The organism is Pilosibacter rotomagensis (assembly GCF_045062245.2).
GTDB lineage: Bacteria > Bacillota > Clostridia > Lachnospirales > Lachnospiraceae > Pilosibacter.
Genome location: NZ_CM170323.1, coordinates 2,692,772 through 2,709,825, shown reverse-complemented (window position 1 = coordinate 2,709,825; position 17,054 = coordinate 2,692,772). Strand labels below are relative to the sequence as shown.

17 protein-coding genes are annotated in these 17,054 nt (G+C 51.8%); 16 read left to right on the top strand and 1 reads right to left on the bottom strand.

Annotation, left to right across the window (positions count from 1 at the left end; translation table 11 throughout):
- Window positions 1-5: 5 nt before the first annotated feature.
- The 12 genes from ACI3EW_RS12150 (at window position 6) to rpsO (ending at window position 12,790) form a co-directional block, all read left to right on the top strand.
- Entirely contained in the window at window positions 6-1,346 is a 1,341-nt protein-coding gene (locus ACI3EW_RS12150) for an MATE family efflux transporter (protein WP_118530681.1), read from the top strand.
- Window positions 1,347-1,522: 176 nt separating this feature from the next.
- Complete coding sequence (locus ACI3EW_RS12145) at window positions 1,523-1,990, top strand: ribosome maturation factor RimP (RefSeq protein ID WP_118298977.1); 468 nt, start codon at window positions 1,523-1,525, stop codon at window positions 1,988-1,990.
- A gap of 15 nt (window positions 1,991-2,005) precedes the next feature.
- Complete coding sequence (gene nusA / locus ACI3EW_RS12140) at window positions 2,006-3,190, top strand: transcription termination factor NusA (protein WP_118530684.1); 1,185 nt, start codon at window positions 2,006-2,008, stop codon at window positions 3,188-3,190.
- 20 nt (window positions 3,191-3,210) lie between these two features.
- Window positions 3,211-3,492, top strand: a complete 282-nt coding sequence (gene rnpM / locus ACI3EW_RS12135; RefSeq protein ID WP_021904668.1) for an RNase P modulator RnpM — start codon at window positions 3,211-3,213, stop codon at window positions 3,490-3,492.
- Window positions 3,479-3,784: a L7Ae/L30e/S12e/Gadd45 family ribosomal protein gene (locus tag ACI3EW_RS12130; protein ID WP_118530688.1), complete on the top strand. Its 306-nt coding sequence runs from the start codon at window positions 3,479-3,481 to the stop codon at window positions 3,782-3,784. Before rnpM ends, ACI3EW_RS12130 begins: the two co-directional genes overlap by 14 nt.
- An 84-nt stretch (window positions 3,785-3,868) precedes the next feature.
- Complete coding sequence (gene infB / locus ACI3EW_RS12125; protein WP_485663035.1) at window positions 3,869-6,706, top strand: translation initiation factor IF-2; 2,838 nt, start codon at window positions 3,869-3,871, stop codon at window positions 6,704-6,706.
- A 22-nt stretch (window positions 6,707-6,728) separates the two neighbouring features.
- Window positions 6,729-7,121 carry a 30S ribosome-binding factor RbfA gene (rbfA, locus tag ACI3EW_RS12120; RefSeq protein WP_405581863.1) on the top strand — a complete coding sequence of 131 codons (393 nt, stop codon included), beginning with the start codon at window positions 6,729-6,731 and terminating at the stop codon, window positions 7,119-7,121.
- A gap of 108 nt (window positions 7,122-7,229) precedes the next feature.
- The gene (locus ACI3EW_RS12115; protein ID WP_329751659.1) at window positions 7,230-8,276 is read left to right on the top strand and encodes a DHH family phosphoesterase; all 1,047 of its coding nucleotides are present in this window, start codon (window positions 7,230-7,232) and stop codon (window positions 8,274-8,276) included.
- 55 nt (window positions 8,277-8,331) lie between these two features.
- Window positions 8,332-9,234, top strand: coding sequence for a tRNA pseudouridine(55) synthase TruB (truB, locus tag ACI3EW_RS12110; protein ID WP_405581866.1), 903 nt, complete (start codon window positions 8,332-8,334; stop codon window positions 9,232-9,234).
- Window position 9,235: 1 nt separating this feature from the next.
- Window positions 9,236-10,180, top strand: coding sequence for a bifunctional riboflavin kinase/FAD synthetase (locus tag ACI3EW_RS12105; protein WP_215703316.1), 945 nt, complete (start codon window positions 9,236-9,238; stop codon window positions 10,178-10,180).
- Window positions 10,181-10,268: 88 nt separating this feature from the next.
- Window positions 10,269-12,053, top strand: a complete 1,785-nt coding sequence (locus ACI3EW_RS12100) for a L,D-transpeptidase family protein (RefSeq protein WP_329751661.1) — start codon at window positions 10,269-10,271, stop codon at window positions 12,051-12,053.
- Window positions 12,054-12,523: 470 nt separating this feature from the next.
- Window positions 12,524-12,790, top strand: coding sequence for a 30S ribosomal protein S15 (gene rpsO, locus ACI3EW_RS12095; RefSeq protein ID WP_118298984.1), 267 nt, complete (start codon window positions 12,524-12,526; stop codon window positions 12,788-12,790).
- Here the strand turns inward: rpsO and ACI3EW_RS12090 are convergent.
- A complete protein-coding gene (locus tag ACI3EW_RS12090) occupies window positions 12,780-13,088 on the bottom strand; it encodes a hypothetical protein (RefSeq protein ID WP_147352722.1) in 309 nt (102 codons plus the stop codon). The genes rpsO and ACI3EW_RS12090 overlap by 11 nt on opposite strands.
- Here ACI3EW_RS12090 and ACI3EW_RS12085 point away from each other — a divergent pair.
- The 4 genes from ACI3EW_RS12085 to cysE all read left to right on the top strand — a co-directional run bounded on the left by ACI3EW_RS12085 (window position 13,069) and on the right by cysE (window position 17,047).
- Window positions 13,069-15,288: a polyribonucleotide nucleotidyltransferase gene (locus ACI3EW_RS12085; RefSeq protein WP_118530706.1), complete on the top strand. Its 2,220-nt coding sequence runs from the start codon at window positions 13,069-13,071 to the stop codon at window positions 15,286-15,288. The two genes, ACI3EW_RS12090 and ACI3EW_RS12085, sit on opposite strands and share 20 nt — an antisense overlap.
- A gap of 151 nt (window positions 15,289-15,439) precedes the next feature.
- The gene (locus ACI3EW_RS12080; RefSeq protein ID WP_118530708.1) at window positions 15,440-15,718 is read left to right on the top strand and encodes a type II toxin-antitoxin system HicB family antitoxin; all 279 of its coding nucleotides are present in this window, start codon (window positions 15,440-15,442) and stop codon (window positions 15,716-15,718) included.
- Window positions 15,719-15,832: 114 nt separating this feature from the next.
- Window positions 15,833-16,276: a protease complex subunit PrcB family protein gene (locus ACI3EW_RS12075; RefSeq protein WP_405581873.1), complete on the top strand. Its 444-nt coding sequence runs from the start codon at window positions 15,833-15,835 to the stop codon at window positions 16,274-16,276.
- Window positions 16,277-16,396: 120 nt separating this feature from the next.
- Complete coding sequence (gene cysE, locus ACI3EW_RS12070) at window positions 16,397-17,047, top strand: serine O-acetyltransferase (protein ID WP_405581876.1); 651 nt, start codon at window positions 16,397-16,399, stop codon at window positions 17,045-17,047.
- Window positions 17,048-17,054: the final 7 nt, after the last annotated feature.

Sequence of the window (17,054 nt, the reverse complement as noted above, 5' to 3'; positions counted from 1 at the left end):
TTGATATGACAGAGGGAACACCATGGAAAGTGATCTTACGGTTTTCGATTCCTGTGCTGATGGGAAATCTGTTTCAGCAGCTGTACAGTCTGGCAGATGCCATGATCATTGGCAGGCTGGTCGGTGTATATCCGTTGGCGGGAGTCGGAGCAGCGGCTGCCATGAGTTTCCTCGTCCTTGGGTTTGCCACCGGTTTGACCGGTGGTTTTTCTGTTGTTACAGCCCAGAGGGCGGGGCAGGGAGATCCTGAAAAAATAAAAGAATCCGCCGCAGCATCAATGGTATTGTGCGTTGTGACGGCAGTACTGCTGACGGTGCTCAGCGTTGCGACGGCAGTACCACTTTTGAAATTTATGAATACGCCGGAGGAAATCTTTCCTTATGCGCGTACCTATATCCGGATCACATATCTGGGACTCGGAGCCGTTTTATATTATAATCTGATGGCCGGTCTTTTGCGCGCATTGGGAGACAGCCGGACGCCCCTCTATTTTCTGATCATTTCATCTGTTCTGAATGTGGTTCTCGATGTGATCATGATTCGTGGTTTCCACAGTGGGGTGGGAGGTGCCGCACTTGCCACCGTGATATCCCAGCTTGTCTCAGCGGTCGCATGCCATCTATATGCAGTGAAGCGGTATCCGGTATTGAGACCGGAAAAAAGATATTTGAAGGTGGAGTGCAGGGAAGCGTTCGCCCATCTGCGGATCGGAGTTCCGATGGCACTTCAGTTTTCCGTGACAGCAGTCGGTATCATGATCCTGCAGGCGTATCTGAATGAACACGGGGCGCTTGTGGTGGCGGGGTATACTGCCGCGGGAAAGGTAGAGAATCTTGTAACCCAGCCGTTTAACGCGTTGGCGTTGGCAATGGAAGTGTACTGCGGGCAGAATATGGGAGCCGGAAAGAGAGAAAGGATCCGGTGTGGGATCCGGCAATGTATTGCTCTCGGCACGGTCTGTGTGATCCTGTCTTCGGCCGTCAATGTATGTCTGGGGCGTCCATTCATTGGTCTGTTCATGGAAACTTGTGATCCAAAGATTGTGGAGTACGGATATGTGTATCTGGTCATCATTGCAGTCTTTTTCTGGCTATTGTGTACCATGCAGATCATGAGGAGCTCCCTTCAGGGAATCGGGGAAGCAGCAGTTCCGATGGCGGGAGGAATTCTGGAATTATTTTCGAGATGGGCAGGCTGTGCCGCTTTTTCGGGGATATCAGGATACACAGGGGTATATCTCTCAACACCTCTCGCCTGGGGGATGGCGCTTCTTCTTTTGACGATCCGGTATCGGTGGCTGGCAGGCAGAGGATTTTTTGATGACAGGCAACAGGGGCAGACCTGAGAGGAGACCATTATGCCGATATTTCTATGATTTCCCGGTAAAACCCTTGATTTTTCTGGCTTTCTATGCTATGATGCTAATTGATAACATAAGTAACCGGTCAAAAGAGTGGACGAAACGTCCACTCTTTCGTTTTGCATAACCGGAAAGATCCGGCAGAGAGGCGGTGGAAACCCATGGCAAGAAGAGAGGAATATGAATCCAGGGTCGAGAAGTTTTTAACCCCGATCATGGAAGAGAACAATTATGAACTGGTCGACGTGGAGTACGTGAAGGAAGCTGGTACCTGGTACCTGAGAGCGTACATCGACAAAGAGGGCGGTTTTACAGTGGATGACTGTGAGATGGTATCGAGACGTCTGAGCGACTGGCTCGATAAAGAGGACTTTATCGATGACAGCTATATCCTAGAGGTGAGCTCCCCGGGACTCGGAAGACCGTTAAAGAAAGAGAAAGACTTTAAGAGAAGTCTCGGTGAGGCGGTCGACATCAAGCTGTACCGCGCGATCGACAGACAGAAAGACTTTTCAGGGATCCTCACAGCATATGACGCGGACACCGTGACGATCCGCTACGAGGATGGTTCCGAGAGTACATTCAATAGAAAAGACATTGCCTTAATTCGTCTGGCATTCGATTTTTAATAAGGAGGATAAAAAATGAACAAGGAACTGATGGAATCGATGAACATACTCGAAAAAGAGTACAACATCAGTAAGGACACATTGCTGGAGGCCATCGAGAACTCCCTTCTCACAGCCTGCAAGAACCATTTCGGCAAGGCCGACAATGTGAAAGTCATCATTGATCCGGATGGCTGCGATTATTCCGTATATATGGAAAAAGAGGTCGTTGAGAACGTGGAGGATCCGATCACACAGATCAGCCTCGCCGACGCAAGAATGATCGCTCCGAGACATGTCCTTGGCGACATCGTCCAGATCCCCATTGATTCCCATGATTTCGGCCGTATCGCGACCCAGAACGCGAAGAACGTGATCTTACAGAAGATCCGCGAGGAGAGCCGGAAATCCCAGTTAAGCGAGTGGCAGTGCAAGGAGAAAGAGGTCGTTACCGGTATCGTTCAGCGTTACATCGGCCGCAATGTCAGCGTAGATCTCGGAAAGATCGATGCGATCCTCCCGGAGGCTGAGCAGGTCAAAGGCGAGACCTTCCAGAGAACCGAGCGTATCAAGGTTTATATCCTGGAAGTCAAGGACAGCCCGAAAGGACCGAGAATCTCTGTATCCAGAACCCATCCGGACCTTGTGAGACGTCTGTTTGAGGCCGAGATCGCAGAGGTTCGTGACGGTACCGTTGAGATCCGCGCGATCGCCCGTGAGGCAGGTTCCAGAACAAAGATCGCAGTCAGCTCTACAGATCCGAACGTAGATCCGGTAGGCGCATGTGTCGGCTTAAACGGCGCGAGAGTCAACGCGATCGTAAATGAGCTCCGCGGTGAGAAGATCGATATCATCAACTGGGATGACAACCCGGCATTCCTGATCGAGAACGCACTGAGTCCTGCAAAGGTCATCTCCGTTGTTGCGGATGAGGACGAGAAAGAGGCACAGGTCATCGTTCCGGATTACCAGTTATCCTTAGCGATCGGCAAAGAAGGACAGAACGCAAGACTGGCTGCAAGACTGACCACCTACAAGATCGATATCAAGAGCGAGACACAGGCGAGAGAGCTTGGACTCTTCGATGATATGGACTTCGGCGAGGAAGGTTTTGAGGGCGAGTACGAGAAAGATGTAGAGCCGGCAGGAGAAGAAGCTCCGGCAGAAAATGAAGCTCCGGCAGAGGAGACTTCCGAAGCACAGGCCGAGACAGAAGAATAGGAGAGAAGGGAACGACGACAGTGAGTACAGTAAAGAAGGTTCCGCAGAGACAGTGCATCGGCTGCGGTGAAATGAAAAACAAGCGGGAGCTGATCCGGGTTTTAAAAGGTACTGACGACGTGATTTCCATCGACGCGACCGGGAGAAAAAACGGACGCGGCGCATACATCTGCCCATCCATGGCATGCTTTGAAAAGGCAGTGAAGAGCCGTGGACTGGAACGCTCCTTTAAAATGGCAATTCCAAAAGAAGTTTACGAAAGTCTGAAAAAGGAGATGGAACAGATCGATGAACAGAAATAAGATCCTTGGACTTTTAGGACTCGCGGAGAAGGCCGGAAAGGTCAGAAGCGGCGAGTTTTCCACAGAAAAAGCGGTAAAGTCCGGAAAAGCCGGGCTGGTGATCGTGTCGGAAGAATCTTCGGACAACACGAAGAAAATGTTCCGGAACATGTGTACTTACTATAAAGTCCCGTACTTTGAGTTCGGAAACAAGGAAGAACTCGGCCACATCCTGGGAAAGCAGATGAGAGCGTCCCTGGCGGTGATCGATCCGAATTTTTCCGAGGCACTGTTGAAGCATTTTGCCGATTAGGAATGTGAAGCATCGGCAAGATCCAGTTGCGGTACACGGGCGAAAAGTGGCTGTGCACTGTAACGTGATTTGGAGGTAGCGAGCGTGAGTGAGTTTGAAAAGGATTTAGGAAAGAAAAAAGAGGGAACAGATACATTGAATCAGAATCAGGAGAATTCCACAAAGCCGGCAGTTCCGGCTGAGGGAGAAAATAATGCGCCGGCAGCACCGGCAAAGAAGAAATTTGCTGCGGTTTATCGTCCGCAGAACAGTACACAGAAGCGCCCGGCGGGAAAACGTACACAGGGCGGACAGAGACCGGCAAGACCGAACAACGGTTCCGGCATGCAGGTAAGACCGATGACAGGAAACGCACCGGCAGAAGCACCGGCAAAGACAGCCGAGACACCGGCAGCACCTGCACAGAAACAGGAGACAAAATCTGAGGCACCTGCAAAGGATCTCAGAGAGAATGTCCGTCCGCTCCCGAACCAGGGAAGAACAGACGGTCAGTCCCAGCAGAGAGAGAGCCGTCCGTTCCCGAACCGCGACGGCAATCGTGACAACCGTCAGGGCGGCTATCAGGGCAATCGCGACAATCGTCAGGGCGGTTACCAGGGCAGCAGAGACGGCAATCGTCAGGGCGGCTATCAGGGCAGCAGAGACGGCAATCGTCAGGGCGGCTACCAGGGAAGAAACGATGGAAACCGCCAGGGCGGCTACCAGGGAAGAAACGACGGAAACCGCCAGGGCGGCGGCTACCAGGGAAGAAACGACGGAAACCGCCAGGGCGGCTACCAGGGAAGAAACGACGGAAACCGCCAGGGCGGCGGCTACCAGGGAAGAAATGATGGAAACCGCCAGGGCGGCTACCAGGGAAGAAACGACGGAAACCGTCAGGGCGGCTATCAGGGAAGAAACGACGGAAACCGTCAGGGTGGCTTCCAGGGCAGAAATGACAACCGTCAGGGTGGAAACCGCGGCGGAATGGGCATGTCCAAACCGTCCTTCGATACTCCGCTTGCACAGAAGCAGCAGAATACGAAGCAGAGCAAGAATGCTTACAAGAAAGAGCATGACGCAAAGAAAGACCGCGACATGGAGATGAAAGGCAAACCAGGAAAGGGCCAGAAGGGCGTAAAAGCTCCGGTTATGCCGCAGCCGAAGAAGGAGGAGGCGAAGGTCGAGGAGATCAAGACCATCGTGATCCCGGAGGTTATCACCATCAAGGAACTCGCGGAAAAGATGAAATTACGTCCGGCTGATATCGTTAAGAAGCTCTTCTTACAGGGCACGATCGTGACGATCAACCAGGAGATCGACTTTGAGAAAGCCGAAGAGATCGCAATGGAATATGACGTTCTCTGCGAGAAAGAGAAGAAAGTCAATGTCATCGAGGAACTCTTAAAAGAGGATGAAGAGGACGAGAAGGACATGGTTCCGAGACCGCCGGTCATCTGCGTAATGGGTCATGTCGATCACGGTAAAACTTCTCTTCTCGATGCGATCCGCCAGACAAACGTTACCTCCAGAGAGGCAGGCGGCATCACACAGCACATCGGTGCTTATGTTGTAGATTACAACGGCCAGAAGATCACATTCCTCGATACACCTGGTCATGAGGCGTTCACAGCCATGCGTATGCGCGGTGCCCAGGCAACCGATATCGCGATCCTCGTAGTAGCAGCGGACGACGGTGTTATGCCGCAGACCGTTGAGGCGATCAACCATGCGAAAGCCGCAGGCGTTGAGATCATCGTTGCGATCAACAAGATCGATAAGCCGAGCGCAAACGTAGAGAGAGTAAAACAGGAATTATCCGAGTATGAGCTGATCCCTGAGGACTGGGGCGGAAATACCGTATTCGTACCGGTTTCCGCACATACAAAAGAGGGAATCCCGGAACTTCTCGAGATGATCCTTTTAACAGCAGAAGTAAAAGAGCTAAAGGCAAACCCGAACCGCCGCGCAAGAGGTCTTGTGATCGAGGCGCAGCTTGATAAGGGAAGAGGACCGGTCGCAACTGTTCTCGTACAGAAAGGTACGTTAAGAGTCGGCGACGCAGTAGCGGCAGGCTGCTGCTACGGTAAAGTCCGCGCGATGATGGACGACAAGGGCAACCGTGTCAAAGAGGCAGGCCCGTCCACTCCGGTCGAGATCCTCGGTCTCAATGACGTTCCGAACGCAGGCGAGATCTTCATCGCCCACCAGAACGAGAAAGAGGCGAGAAGCTTCGCTGAGACATTCATCGCTGAGAGCAAGAACAAGCTGATCGAAGATACAAAGGCAAAACTTTCCTTAGACGACCTGTTCTCCCAGATCAAGGCCGGAAATGTCAAGGAACTTCCGATCATCGTAAAAGCCGATGTACAGGGTTCCGTAGAGGCTGTAAAACAGAGTCTCGTAAAACTTTCCAACGAGGAAGTTGTTGTCAAAGTCATCCATGGCGGCGTCGGCGCGATAAACGAGTCCGATGTTTCCCTTGCATCCGCTTCCAACGCGATCATCATCGGTTTCAACGTTCGTCCGGACGCACAGGCGAAGTCCATCGCAGACCGCGAGAAAGTCGATATGCGTCTGTACCGTGTCATCTACCAGGCGATCGAGGATGTCGAGGCAGCCATGAAGGGTATGCTCGACCCGGTATACGAGGAGCAGGTAACCGGTCATGCGGTTGTCCGCCAGACATTCAAGGCATCCGGAGTCGGCACGATCGCTGGTTCCTATGTGCTTGACGGTAAGATCACCCGCGGAAGCAAGGCACGCATCACAAGAGACGGTGAGCAGATTTTCGAGGGACCGCTTGCATCCTTAAAGCGTTTCAAGGACGATGTGAAGGAAGTTGCAGCAGGTTACGAGTGCGGTCTTGTATTCGAGGGATTCAACGATCTCCAGGAAGACGATATGATCGAAGTTTACATCATGGTAGAGGTACCGAGATAGGTTTTAAAGAAGAGGTAATATCATGAGAAAAAACAGTGTTAAAAATATCCGGATCAACGGCGAGGTTCAGAAAGCTCTGAGCGAGATCATCCGCTTCGAGCTCAAGGATCCGCGCATTTATCCGATGACAAGCGTGGTCCAGGTCTCGGTCACACCGGACCTCAAGATCTGCAAGGCGTATATCAGCGTCCTTGCGGATGAGGAGCAGGCAAAAGATACGATCCGCGGCTTAAAGAGCGCGGAGGGCTTTATCAGGACCCAGCTCGCGAAGAAGATCAACCTCCGGAATACTCCGGAGATCTTCTTCGTGCTGGATCAGTCCATCGAGTACGGCGTCCGCATGTCAAAACTCATCGATGAGGTGACAAAGGATCTGCCGGATGAGGATGATAAGAAAGAAAACGACGACCAGTAGAAAATCTGGTGAATGATCGGAGCGGTCCGGAGGAGTATCCGAGAGCCGGAACGATCGGAACAGAAGACGCACCGCGGCTGCGGAAATGAAGCAGCCGCGGAGGATCATATGGAGGAATCCGGTCAGACGCGCGCGGCGCGGATTCTGCCGGATTTTTCTGATTACGAGGAGGCGAAAGCATTGGGAATTCTTGATGAGATGCTGGAGGGAAAGAAGAGCATCGTGATCTTAGGACATGTAAACCCGGATGGGGACTGTATCGGATCCTGCCTGGGACTTTATAATTATCTGAAGGAAAATTATGAGGGACTTGAGGTTTCGGTCTATCTGGAGAAAATGGGAGTGAAATTTTCCTATCTTTCCGGTTATAATGATGTACACACAGAATATGACGGAACAAAAACATTCGATCTTTGCATCACATCGGATGCCAGCGATGTTCCGCGCCTCGGTGCGTTCGCACCTTACCGGGAGACGGCAAAGGACACGTTCTGTATCGACCATCATATCACAAACAAAGGTCTCTGCAGGGTCAATGTGATCGAAAGCGGGGCGAGCTCCGCGAGCGAAGTGCTGTTTGGTCTCCTCGATCAGGACAAGATCAGCAAAGCGGTCGCAGAGTGCCTGTATACAGGGATTGCCCATGACACAGGCGTCTTCAAGTATTCCAACACCTCCAGGAAGACCATGGATATCGCGGGGTTCCTGATGGAGAAAGGGATCGATTTCCCGAAGATCATCGATGAGAGCTTTTTCGCAAAGACATACGGTCAGGCAAAACTTCACGGACGTGCGCTCCTCGACAGTGTCAGGATCCTCGACGACCGCTGCATCTATACTGTGGTGACAACGGATGAGTTAAAGGAATACGGATGCACGGTCAAGGCGACGGACGGGATCGTGGACCAGCTGCGAGTCATTGAGGGCGCAGAGGTCGTATTCCTGCTCTATGAGACGGGAAATTCGGACGAATATAAGGTGAGCCTCAGGACGAACTCGGAGGTTGATGTGAGCAGGATTGCCCAGAGCTTCGGCGGCGGCGGTCATGTAAAGGCTGCAGGCTGCACGATGACAGGAAAGCCGGAGGAGATCGCAGAGAAGATCAGCGGAAAGATCAAAGAGCAGTGGGATGAAAATGCTGCTTTTCACGGGTGAAAATTTTCTGGAATGAAAATTCCGGGACCGTGTGTCCATAAGAGCGGAGGAAAGAATGTACGACGGAATTATTAACGTATATAAAGAAAAAGGATTCACCTCCCACGATGTCGTGGCGAAAATGAGAGGGATCCTCGGACAGAGAAAGATCGGTCATACAGGGACTCTTGACCCGGCGGCGGAAGGCGTTCTTCCGGTGTGTGCCGGAAAAGGAACAAAACTCTGCGATATGCTGACCGATCATGATAAGACATACCGGGCTGTTCTTCTTCTGGGAACGGAGACGGACACGGAGGATACAACGGGGACAGTGATCGGGACAAAGGACACGTCAGGACTTACAGAAAGTCAGGTCCGTGAGGCAGTCCTCTCCTTTACCGGGGATTATGACCAGGTTCCTCCGATGTATTCGGCGTTAAAAGTCGATGGAAAGAAATTATATGAACTTGCAAGAGAGGGAAAGACCGTGGAGCGGAAGGCGCGCCCGGTAAAGATCTTCGATATTCAGATCGAGACGATGGATCTCCCGGAGGTCACAATGACCGTGTCCTGCTCAAAGGGAACGTATATCCGGACCCTGTGCCATGATATCGGCGCGAAGCTTTCCGTCGGCGGATGCATGAAGGAACTGCTTCGCACGAAAGTGGGGAGATTTGAGATCAAAGACAGCCTGAAACTGGATGATCTTCAGAAGCTGAAGGAGGAAGGGCGCCTCGGTGAGGTGGTACTTCCGGTGGAGGAAGTCTTTAAAGATCTTCCGGAGATCCGATCGGAGACGGAGGAGCTGGATAAGCTCTTAAAGAACGGAAATCCGTTCCGCAGCCGCGCGGTGAAGAATGTAACAGACGGGGACATGTTCCGCGTTTACCATTCGGATGGAACGTTTATCGGCGTATTTCGGTATGACGCGGAAAAACGGATGTACTATCCGGAGAAAATCTTTCTGGGAGGAAATTGACATGCAGTACATCGCAGAAACCAGAGAGTTTCAGATCAAAGAGAAGACAGTTGTCAGCATCGGAAAGTTTGACGGACTTCACAGAGGTCACCAGAAGCTGATGCACGAGATGCTGAAATGGAAGGAACAGGGATTTAAGATCGCCGTGTTCACGTTCGCGACGCCTCCGTGGACGCTCGTGAAGGGAAAAATGCAGACCATGATCATGACGAACCCGGAGCGCGAGATGCTCCTGGAGCAGGTCGGCGTGGATTATATCGTGGAGTACCCGTTTGACGAGGAAGTCTGCCATATGGCACCGGAACAATTTATCTCCGATATTCTTGTCGGGCGGATGAACGCCGGAGTCATTGTCTCCGGACCGGACTGCCATTTCGGATACAAAGCGGCCGGGGACTGTGCGATGCTGGAGCGGCTTTCCGGAGAGTATGGTTATCGCTATTTTATCGTGGATAAAGAGCGCGATGAGGAAGGAAAGATCATCAGCAGCACCTATATCCGGGAAATGCTGGCGGATGGAAATATCCGGAAGGCGAATGACCTGCTGGGATATTGTTATTTTGTCACCGGAAAAGTGGAGCATGGAAATGCGATCGGGCATACAAAGCTGTATCCGACGGCGAATCTGATCCCGCCGGCTGTGAAGCATCTTCCGAAGTTCGGCGTCTATGTGACGCGGGTGACTGTGGACGGAAAGGTTTACGGAGGCCTTACGAATGTAGGAGCGAAACCGACGATCTCCGGGGATAATCCGATCGGTGTGGAGACATATCTCTATGATTTTTCGGGGGATCTCTACGGAAAAGAGATGAAAGTGGAGCTCCTCGATTTTGTGAGACCGGAGATGAAGTTTGCATCGATCGACGCGCTGAAAGCGCAGCTGGATCATGATATCAGGGAGTGCAGGGAACGCTATCACTCTTTTCAGAAAAGCCAGCTTGGCTGAATACAGATAAAACAGAGTCAGAAAAGGATGCGCCTGGATCTTGAAAGAAAAAAGGCGGCAGAATGACTGGAAAAGTGGAGAAGGAAAATTGGAGTTAGAAAATAAGCCGGATGGCGAGGAAAAAGGAACGTCCGGGCAGAAGCCGACGATGACATATGCGGAATTCAAAGCCCAGAAAGGAAGAAAACGGGGAAGAGACCGCGGACCTGGAATAAATAAGGATCTTGCAGTGAAGATCGCTGCCGTGTGCGGCGGCGTGGTCGTCCTCGTCGGAGCCGTTGGCGGCGGACTTTACTGGCATGAATCTTTAAAATACAAGACATGTTTTCTGCCGGGAACCATCGTTGACGGGATGGATGTGACAGGAAAGACGGCGGCGGAAGTGGAAGACGCGATCATGGAGCAGTTAAAGGGCTACAAACTCACGATCAACGGGCGTGAGGATCTCTCCGAGTCGATCACCGGGGAAGAAGTGGGACTCTACGCGGAGTTTGACGATACCCTGGCGAAGGCGATCGCGGCCCAGAAACCGATGGAGTGGGGAAAATACCGCTTCGGAAAATCCGTGAATGAGGTGAATACGGACGCGCTGATCCGATACAATGATGAGATGCTGGGCGAAGCGGTGGACAGTCTTTCCTGCATGGATAAGGAAAATATGAGAGAACCGCAGGACGCGAAGATCTCTGATTATACGTCCGGGGGCTACACGATCATCAAAGAAGATGAGGGAACGGAGCTTCTGGAGGACAAGGTGAAAGAGGCAGTGGCCGCTGCGGTCATGTCTCTGGCGGAGAGCGTGGATCTGGAGGAACAGGGATGTTATGTGTCTCCGTCCATCACTTCCGAGGACGAGGCGTTAAAGACGGCTTGTGAGACGATGAACAAGTATGTCGGGGCAAGGATCACTTATCAATTCGGTGACAAGTCTGAGACTTTGAGCGGAGATGAGATCCACAACTGGCTGACTGTGAACGGAACGAGTGTCAGAATCAATGAGGGAAAGGCGACTGAGTATGTCAAGAAGCTGGCTGCCTCTTATGATACTGCGTATAAAGCGAAGAGTCTGAAGACATCCTACGGGAAGACGGTTTCCATCACCGGCGGAAGCTACGGTTATAAGATCAATCAGGCGAAGGAGGCAGCGACGCTTGTGAGCCTGATCAAAAACGGGGAACAGACCTCGAGGGAGCCGGAGTATTCCCAGAAGGGCGCGAGCCGGACGGGGAATGATTACGGGAATACATATGTGGAGATCAACCTTACGGCACAGCATCTTTATTTCTACGTGAAGGGAAAGCTGGTGGTCCAGTCGGATTTCGTATCGGGAAATGCGGCGAAGGGCTGGAGTACTCCTGCAGGAGCATATTCGATCACTTATAAGCAGCGGAATGCGACTTTAAAGGGACAGGGATATGCGACGCCGGTATCTTACTGGATGCCGTTTAACGGAGGGATCGGTCTTCATGACGCGAACTGGAGAAAGACGTTCGGTGGGACGATCTACAAGACGAACGGTTCTCATGGATGTGTCAATCTGCCTCCGGCGGTCGCAAAGACGATCTACGAGAATATTTCGGCGGGCGATCCGGTCCTGTGCTACCATTTAGACGGTACGGAGAGTGCTTCGACGAGCGGCACGAAGAAGGATGAGACGGCGGCGACTACGGCTGCTGCGACGACGGCAGCACCGGAGACGACAGTAGCGCCGACAACGGCAGCACCGGAGACAACGGCGGCTCCTACAACAGCGGCACCGACTACGGAAGCGCCGACAACGCCTGCGGCGGGCGGTGATCAGGAAAGTGTCGGACCGGGGTTTGCGCCGGAGACGGAAGGGACGACGGAGCAGGAGGTTGGACCGGGATTTTGATGAAATAGAAAGTTTTGGCGGGAGTACGCGGTGAGCTTCCGGGCCGGGGCGCCCGGGATGCGGGGATGGTTCCTCTAAGCCTGCATGAGAATGCTAAGTGCGGAGAAAAGAGGACACAACTCGCTGCGCTCAGACAAGTGTCCTCTTTCCTCCAACGCATTCTCCTGCGGGCTAAGAGGAACCAGATCCCCGGATCAAGGCGCCTCAGCCCGGAAGCTCACCGCTGGGAATCGTCGGTAAGAGGGGAAGGCGCTTCGCGCTTCCTGGTGGGAGATTACCAATGAAAGTAGCGGAGAGTTACTAAAATAAGCCTGAAAAAGTAGTGCAAAGCTACAAAAAGTGATTTACTTTTGCAGACAGGTATGATATACTGTCGGAGTATGCGAAAAGCGCCGACGCTCGGTCTGCGGATAACTCCAACCGGGACCTGGTGATCGGTAAGTTTTAAGAATTTTAAGGAGGAAATCACAATGATTTCAAAGGAAAAGAAAGCAGCTATTATCGCTGAGTATGGCAGAAAACCGGGCGACACAGGTTCACCGGAGGTTCAGATCGCAATTCTTACAGAGAGAATCGCTGAGCTCACAGAGCATTTAAAAGTTAACCCGAAAGATCATCACTCCAGACGTGGTCTTCTTATGATGGTTGGTCAGAGACGTGGTCTTCTTGCATACCTGAAGAAGAAAGATCTTGAAGGATACCGTGCTCTTATTGAGAAGTTAGGCATCAGAAAGTAATAGCAAACTTATGGGTGGAGCGCATGTTTTTCGTGTACTCCACCTTTGTGTTATCTAAGTAAACAAAATATTGGCAGAAGAAACGTCCGAGACCGCTAAAGTGTGCATGAGAAACATCGGAAAAATCCTGCTGCAGTGCAGGGGCATGGAGTGCCCATGGATTGTAACTCGTGTCCAGTTTAGTAGTTTCGGATGGATGTCCGGCAGGTCCCGGCCTGTTGACGGACAGATCCATTTCGGCTTCTTCTGTCGCAAATGAATGAAAAGGAGACGAAGCCATGTTTAAGAGTTTTTCCATGGAACTTGCAGGACGTACCCTTACCGTTGAGGTAGGCCGCGTTGCAAAGCAGGCAAATGGTGCAGCTTTCATGCACTACGGCGATACTGTTGTTCTTTCTACCGCAACAGCATCTGACAAGCCGAGAGACGGGATCGATTTCTTCCCGTTAAGTGTAGAGTACGAAGAGAAATTATACTCTGTAGGTAAGATCCCGGGCGGATTCACAAAGAGAGAGGGAAAGGCATCCGAAAATGCAACCCTTACTTCCCGTGTTATCGACCGTCCGATGCGTCCGTTATTCCCGAAGGATTACAGAAACGACGTAACTCTTGACAACATTGTTATGTCTGTTGACCCGGACTGCAGCCCGGAGCTTACAGCAATGCTCGGTTCTGCGATCGCTACCTGCATTTCTGATATCCCGTTCGACGGCCCGTGCGCAATGACACAGGTTGGTTTAATTGACGGTGAGTTCATCATCAACCCGACTTCTGCACAGAAGAAGGTATCTGATCTTGCACTTACTGTTGCTTCCACAAGAGAGAAAGTAATCATGATCGAGGCCGGTGCAAAGGAAGTTCCGGAGCAGACCATGATCGATGCGATCTTCAAGGCACATGAAGTAAACCAGGAGATCATCAAGTTCATCGACCGCATCGTTGCTGAGTGCGGCAAGGAGAAGCACACTTACGAGAGCTGCGCGATCCCGGATGAGCTGTTTGCTGCGATCAAAGAGATCGTTCCGCCGGCTGAGATGGAAGAGGCTGTATTCACAGACGAGAAGCAGAAACGTGAGGAGAACATCCGCCAGATCACAGAGCGTCTCGAAGAGGCTTTCGCTGAAAACGAAGAGTGGCTTCCGCTGATCGGACAGGCTGTCTACCAGTATCAGAAGAAGACCGTAAGAAAGATGATCTTAAAAGACCACAAGCGTCCGGATGGCCGCCGCATCGACGAGATCCGCCCGTTAGCTGCTGAGATCGACATCCTTCCGCGTGTACATGGATCCGGTATGTTCACCCGTGGACAGACTCAGATCTTAAATGCCTGCACACTGGCTCCGCTTTCCGAGGCACAGCGTCTTGACGGTCTTGATGAGAATGAGACAACTAAGAGATATATGCACCACTACAACTTCCCGTCCTTCTCCGTAGGTGAGACAAAGCCGTCCAGAGGACCGGGACGCCGTGAGATCGGTCATGGCGCTCTTGCTGAGCGTGCTCTTGTACCGGTACTTCCGAGCGAGGAAGAGTTCCCGTACGCGATCCGTACTGTATCTGAGACAATGGAGTCCAACGGTTCCACATCCCAGGCAAGCATCTGTGCATCTACCCTGTCCCTTATGGCAGCAGGTGTTCCGATCAAGACAATGGTAGCCGGTATCTCCTGCGGTCTTGTAACAGGCGAGACAGACGACGATTACATCGTTCTTACCGATATCCAGGGTCTTGAGGATTTCTTCGGAGACATGGACTTCAAGGTAGGCGGTACTCACGAAGGTATCACAGCGATCCAGATGGATATCAAGATCCACGGTTTAACACGCCCGATCATCGAGGAGGCGATCAGACGCTGCCGTGAAGCAAGACTTTACATCATGGATAACATTATGGCTCCGGTTATCAGCGAGCCGAGAAAGACTCTGTCCAAGTACGCTCCGAAGATCACGCAGATCACCATCGATCCGGCTAAGATTGGCGATGTAGTCGGCAAGCAGGGTAAAGTGATCAATAAGATCATCGAGGAGACAGGAGTTAAGATCGACATCACAGATGACGGTGCAGTCAATGTCTGCGGTACTGATCAGGAGATGATCGACAAGGCGATCGCTACGATCAAGAACATCGTGACAGATGTTGAGCCGGGCATGATCTACACAGGTAAGGTTGTCCGCATCATGGAATTCGGCGCATTTGTAGAGCTTGCTCCGAACAAGGATGGCATGGTTCATATTTCCAAGCTCTCTGACAAGCGTGTAGCAAAGGTTGAGGATGTTGTCAACATCGGCGATGAGGTTACCGTCAGAGTCGTTGAGGTAGACCGCATGGGTAGAATCAACCTGACCATGAGACCGGAAGATATGACAGCAGACCTTGAGAAGTTAACACGTCCGGAAAGACGCGAGAGAAGCGACCGCCCGGAGAGACGTGACGACAGAAGAGGCGGACGCCGCGACGACAGACGCGAGCGTTCTGAGAAGAAGGAAGATAACGAGTAAGACATGTCAGAGTTCGGTTATGTGCCAGTTTTGGTTACTGCATGACTGAACGGTGCTGCTTACGATAAATACATGGGCCGCAGCCTGCAGCGATTATGCTTTGCAGCCTGCGGCTTGTGTTGGTTTAAAATAGATCGGAGAGGAGAACATCATGACATTTACATATCCTGCCGTATTTACAAAGAAGGAAGAGGGAGACGGTTATCACGCATTTTTCCCGGATCTGGAGATGTGCGAGGCAGACGGTGCTGACCTGGAGGATGCCATCGAGAATGCCAGGGATGCAGCCCAGAACTGGATCAGCGTGGAGCTGGAGGAATTTGAGGGTGACCTGCCTTTTGCGACCCATATGGACGATATTGAATTGGCGGAGAATCAGGTTGCAAAGCAGATCATGGTGAAGATTAAGTTTTTGCCGGACAGCGACTGATGGGAGGAACCTGTTTCAGACAGCGATTCCGTTTCCGGTATTCATGACAAAAGACATATAAATAAGATCCCCGGAATAGGATTGTAACAAAATCCATGACGGGGATCTTATTTTATGTTCAGACGTTTGCCAAGGCGCGCGAGAAAGGTGCTTACGGTGCTGGGAGTCCTGACGGTGATCTTAGGCGGGATCGCGGCATTTACCGGATGTCAGTCCGGAAATTCAGAGGAAACACAGGGGGAGGATCTGGAGTTCACAGTCACCGGGGAGGCGGATATTCCGGCGGCACTTAAGGAGCTGATCGACAAAAAGCGGGAAAAACCATTCAAGCTGACATACGCTGACGGGCAGGAGATGTATATCGTCATCGGTGAGGGCCCCCAGAAGGGCGGTGGCTATAGCGTGGCGGTGAAAGTGCTCTATGAGACGGATAATTCCATCGTGATCCGCACGGAACTTATGGGACCGGAAGCCGGGGAGGCGAAAGGAACGGAAAATTCCTATCCGGTGCTGATCGTGAAAACGGAATACCGGGATAAGCCGGTAGTTTTCCGGTAACATAGTATAAAAAATGGACCAATGCAATACTTTAACACTTTACTTTAATGATAGTTTCTGTTAGAATACTTGTAATTGACGGGAAGAGATTACATCGGGATGACAGGAGGAGAGGAAAACATGTTGTTAAAAGATATATGGCTTGATGTGAAGGCAGTTCAGGAGAGGGATCCGGCGGCGAGAAGTGCTCTGGAGGTACTGCTTTTATATCAGGGCGTCCATGCCCTGATCTGGCACCGGATCGCCCACTGGTTCTGGATTCACAATATGCGATTCCTCGGGCGTCTGATCTCCCAGATCGCCAGATTTTTTACCTTGATCGAGATCCATCCGGGGGCTGTTCTGGGACATGGGATCCTCATTGACCATGGCTGCGGCATCGTCATCGGTGAGACTACAGTGGTGGGTGACAACTGCACGATCTATCAGGGCGTGACACTGGGCGGTGTCGGAACAAAGAAGGGAAAACGTCATCCGACGATCGGAAACAATGTGCTGATCGGTGCAGGTGCGAAGATCCTTGGCGCCTTCGAGGTGGGCGACAACTGTCAGATCGCGGCGAATGCGGTTCTCTTAAAACCCCTCGAAGAGAACAGTACGGCGGTCGGGATCCCGGCGAGACAGGTCAAAAAGGACGGTGTGCCGGTGAATGACCCGGCGAAGAAAGTCAATATGGGGCACATCTGTAAGATCCAGGACACGATCGATGAGCTGGAGCGCCGGGTGCGGGAGCTTGAAAAAGAGCTGGAAGAGGCGAAGAAGGAGCTGTAAACAGCAG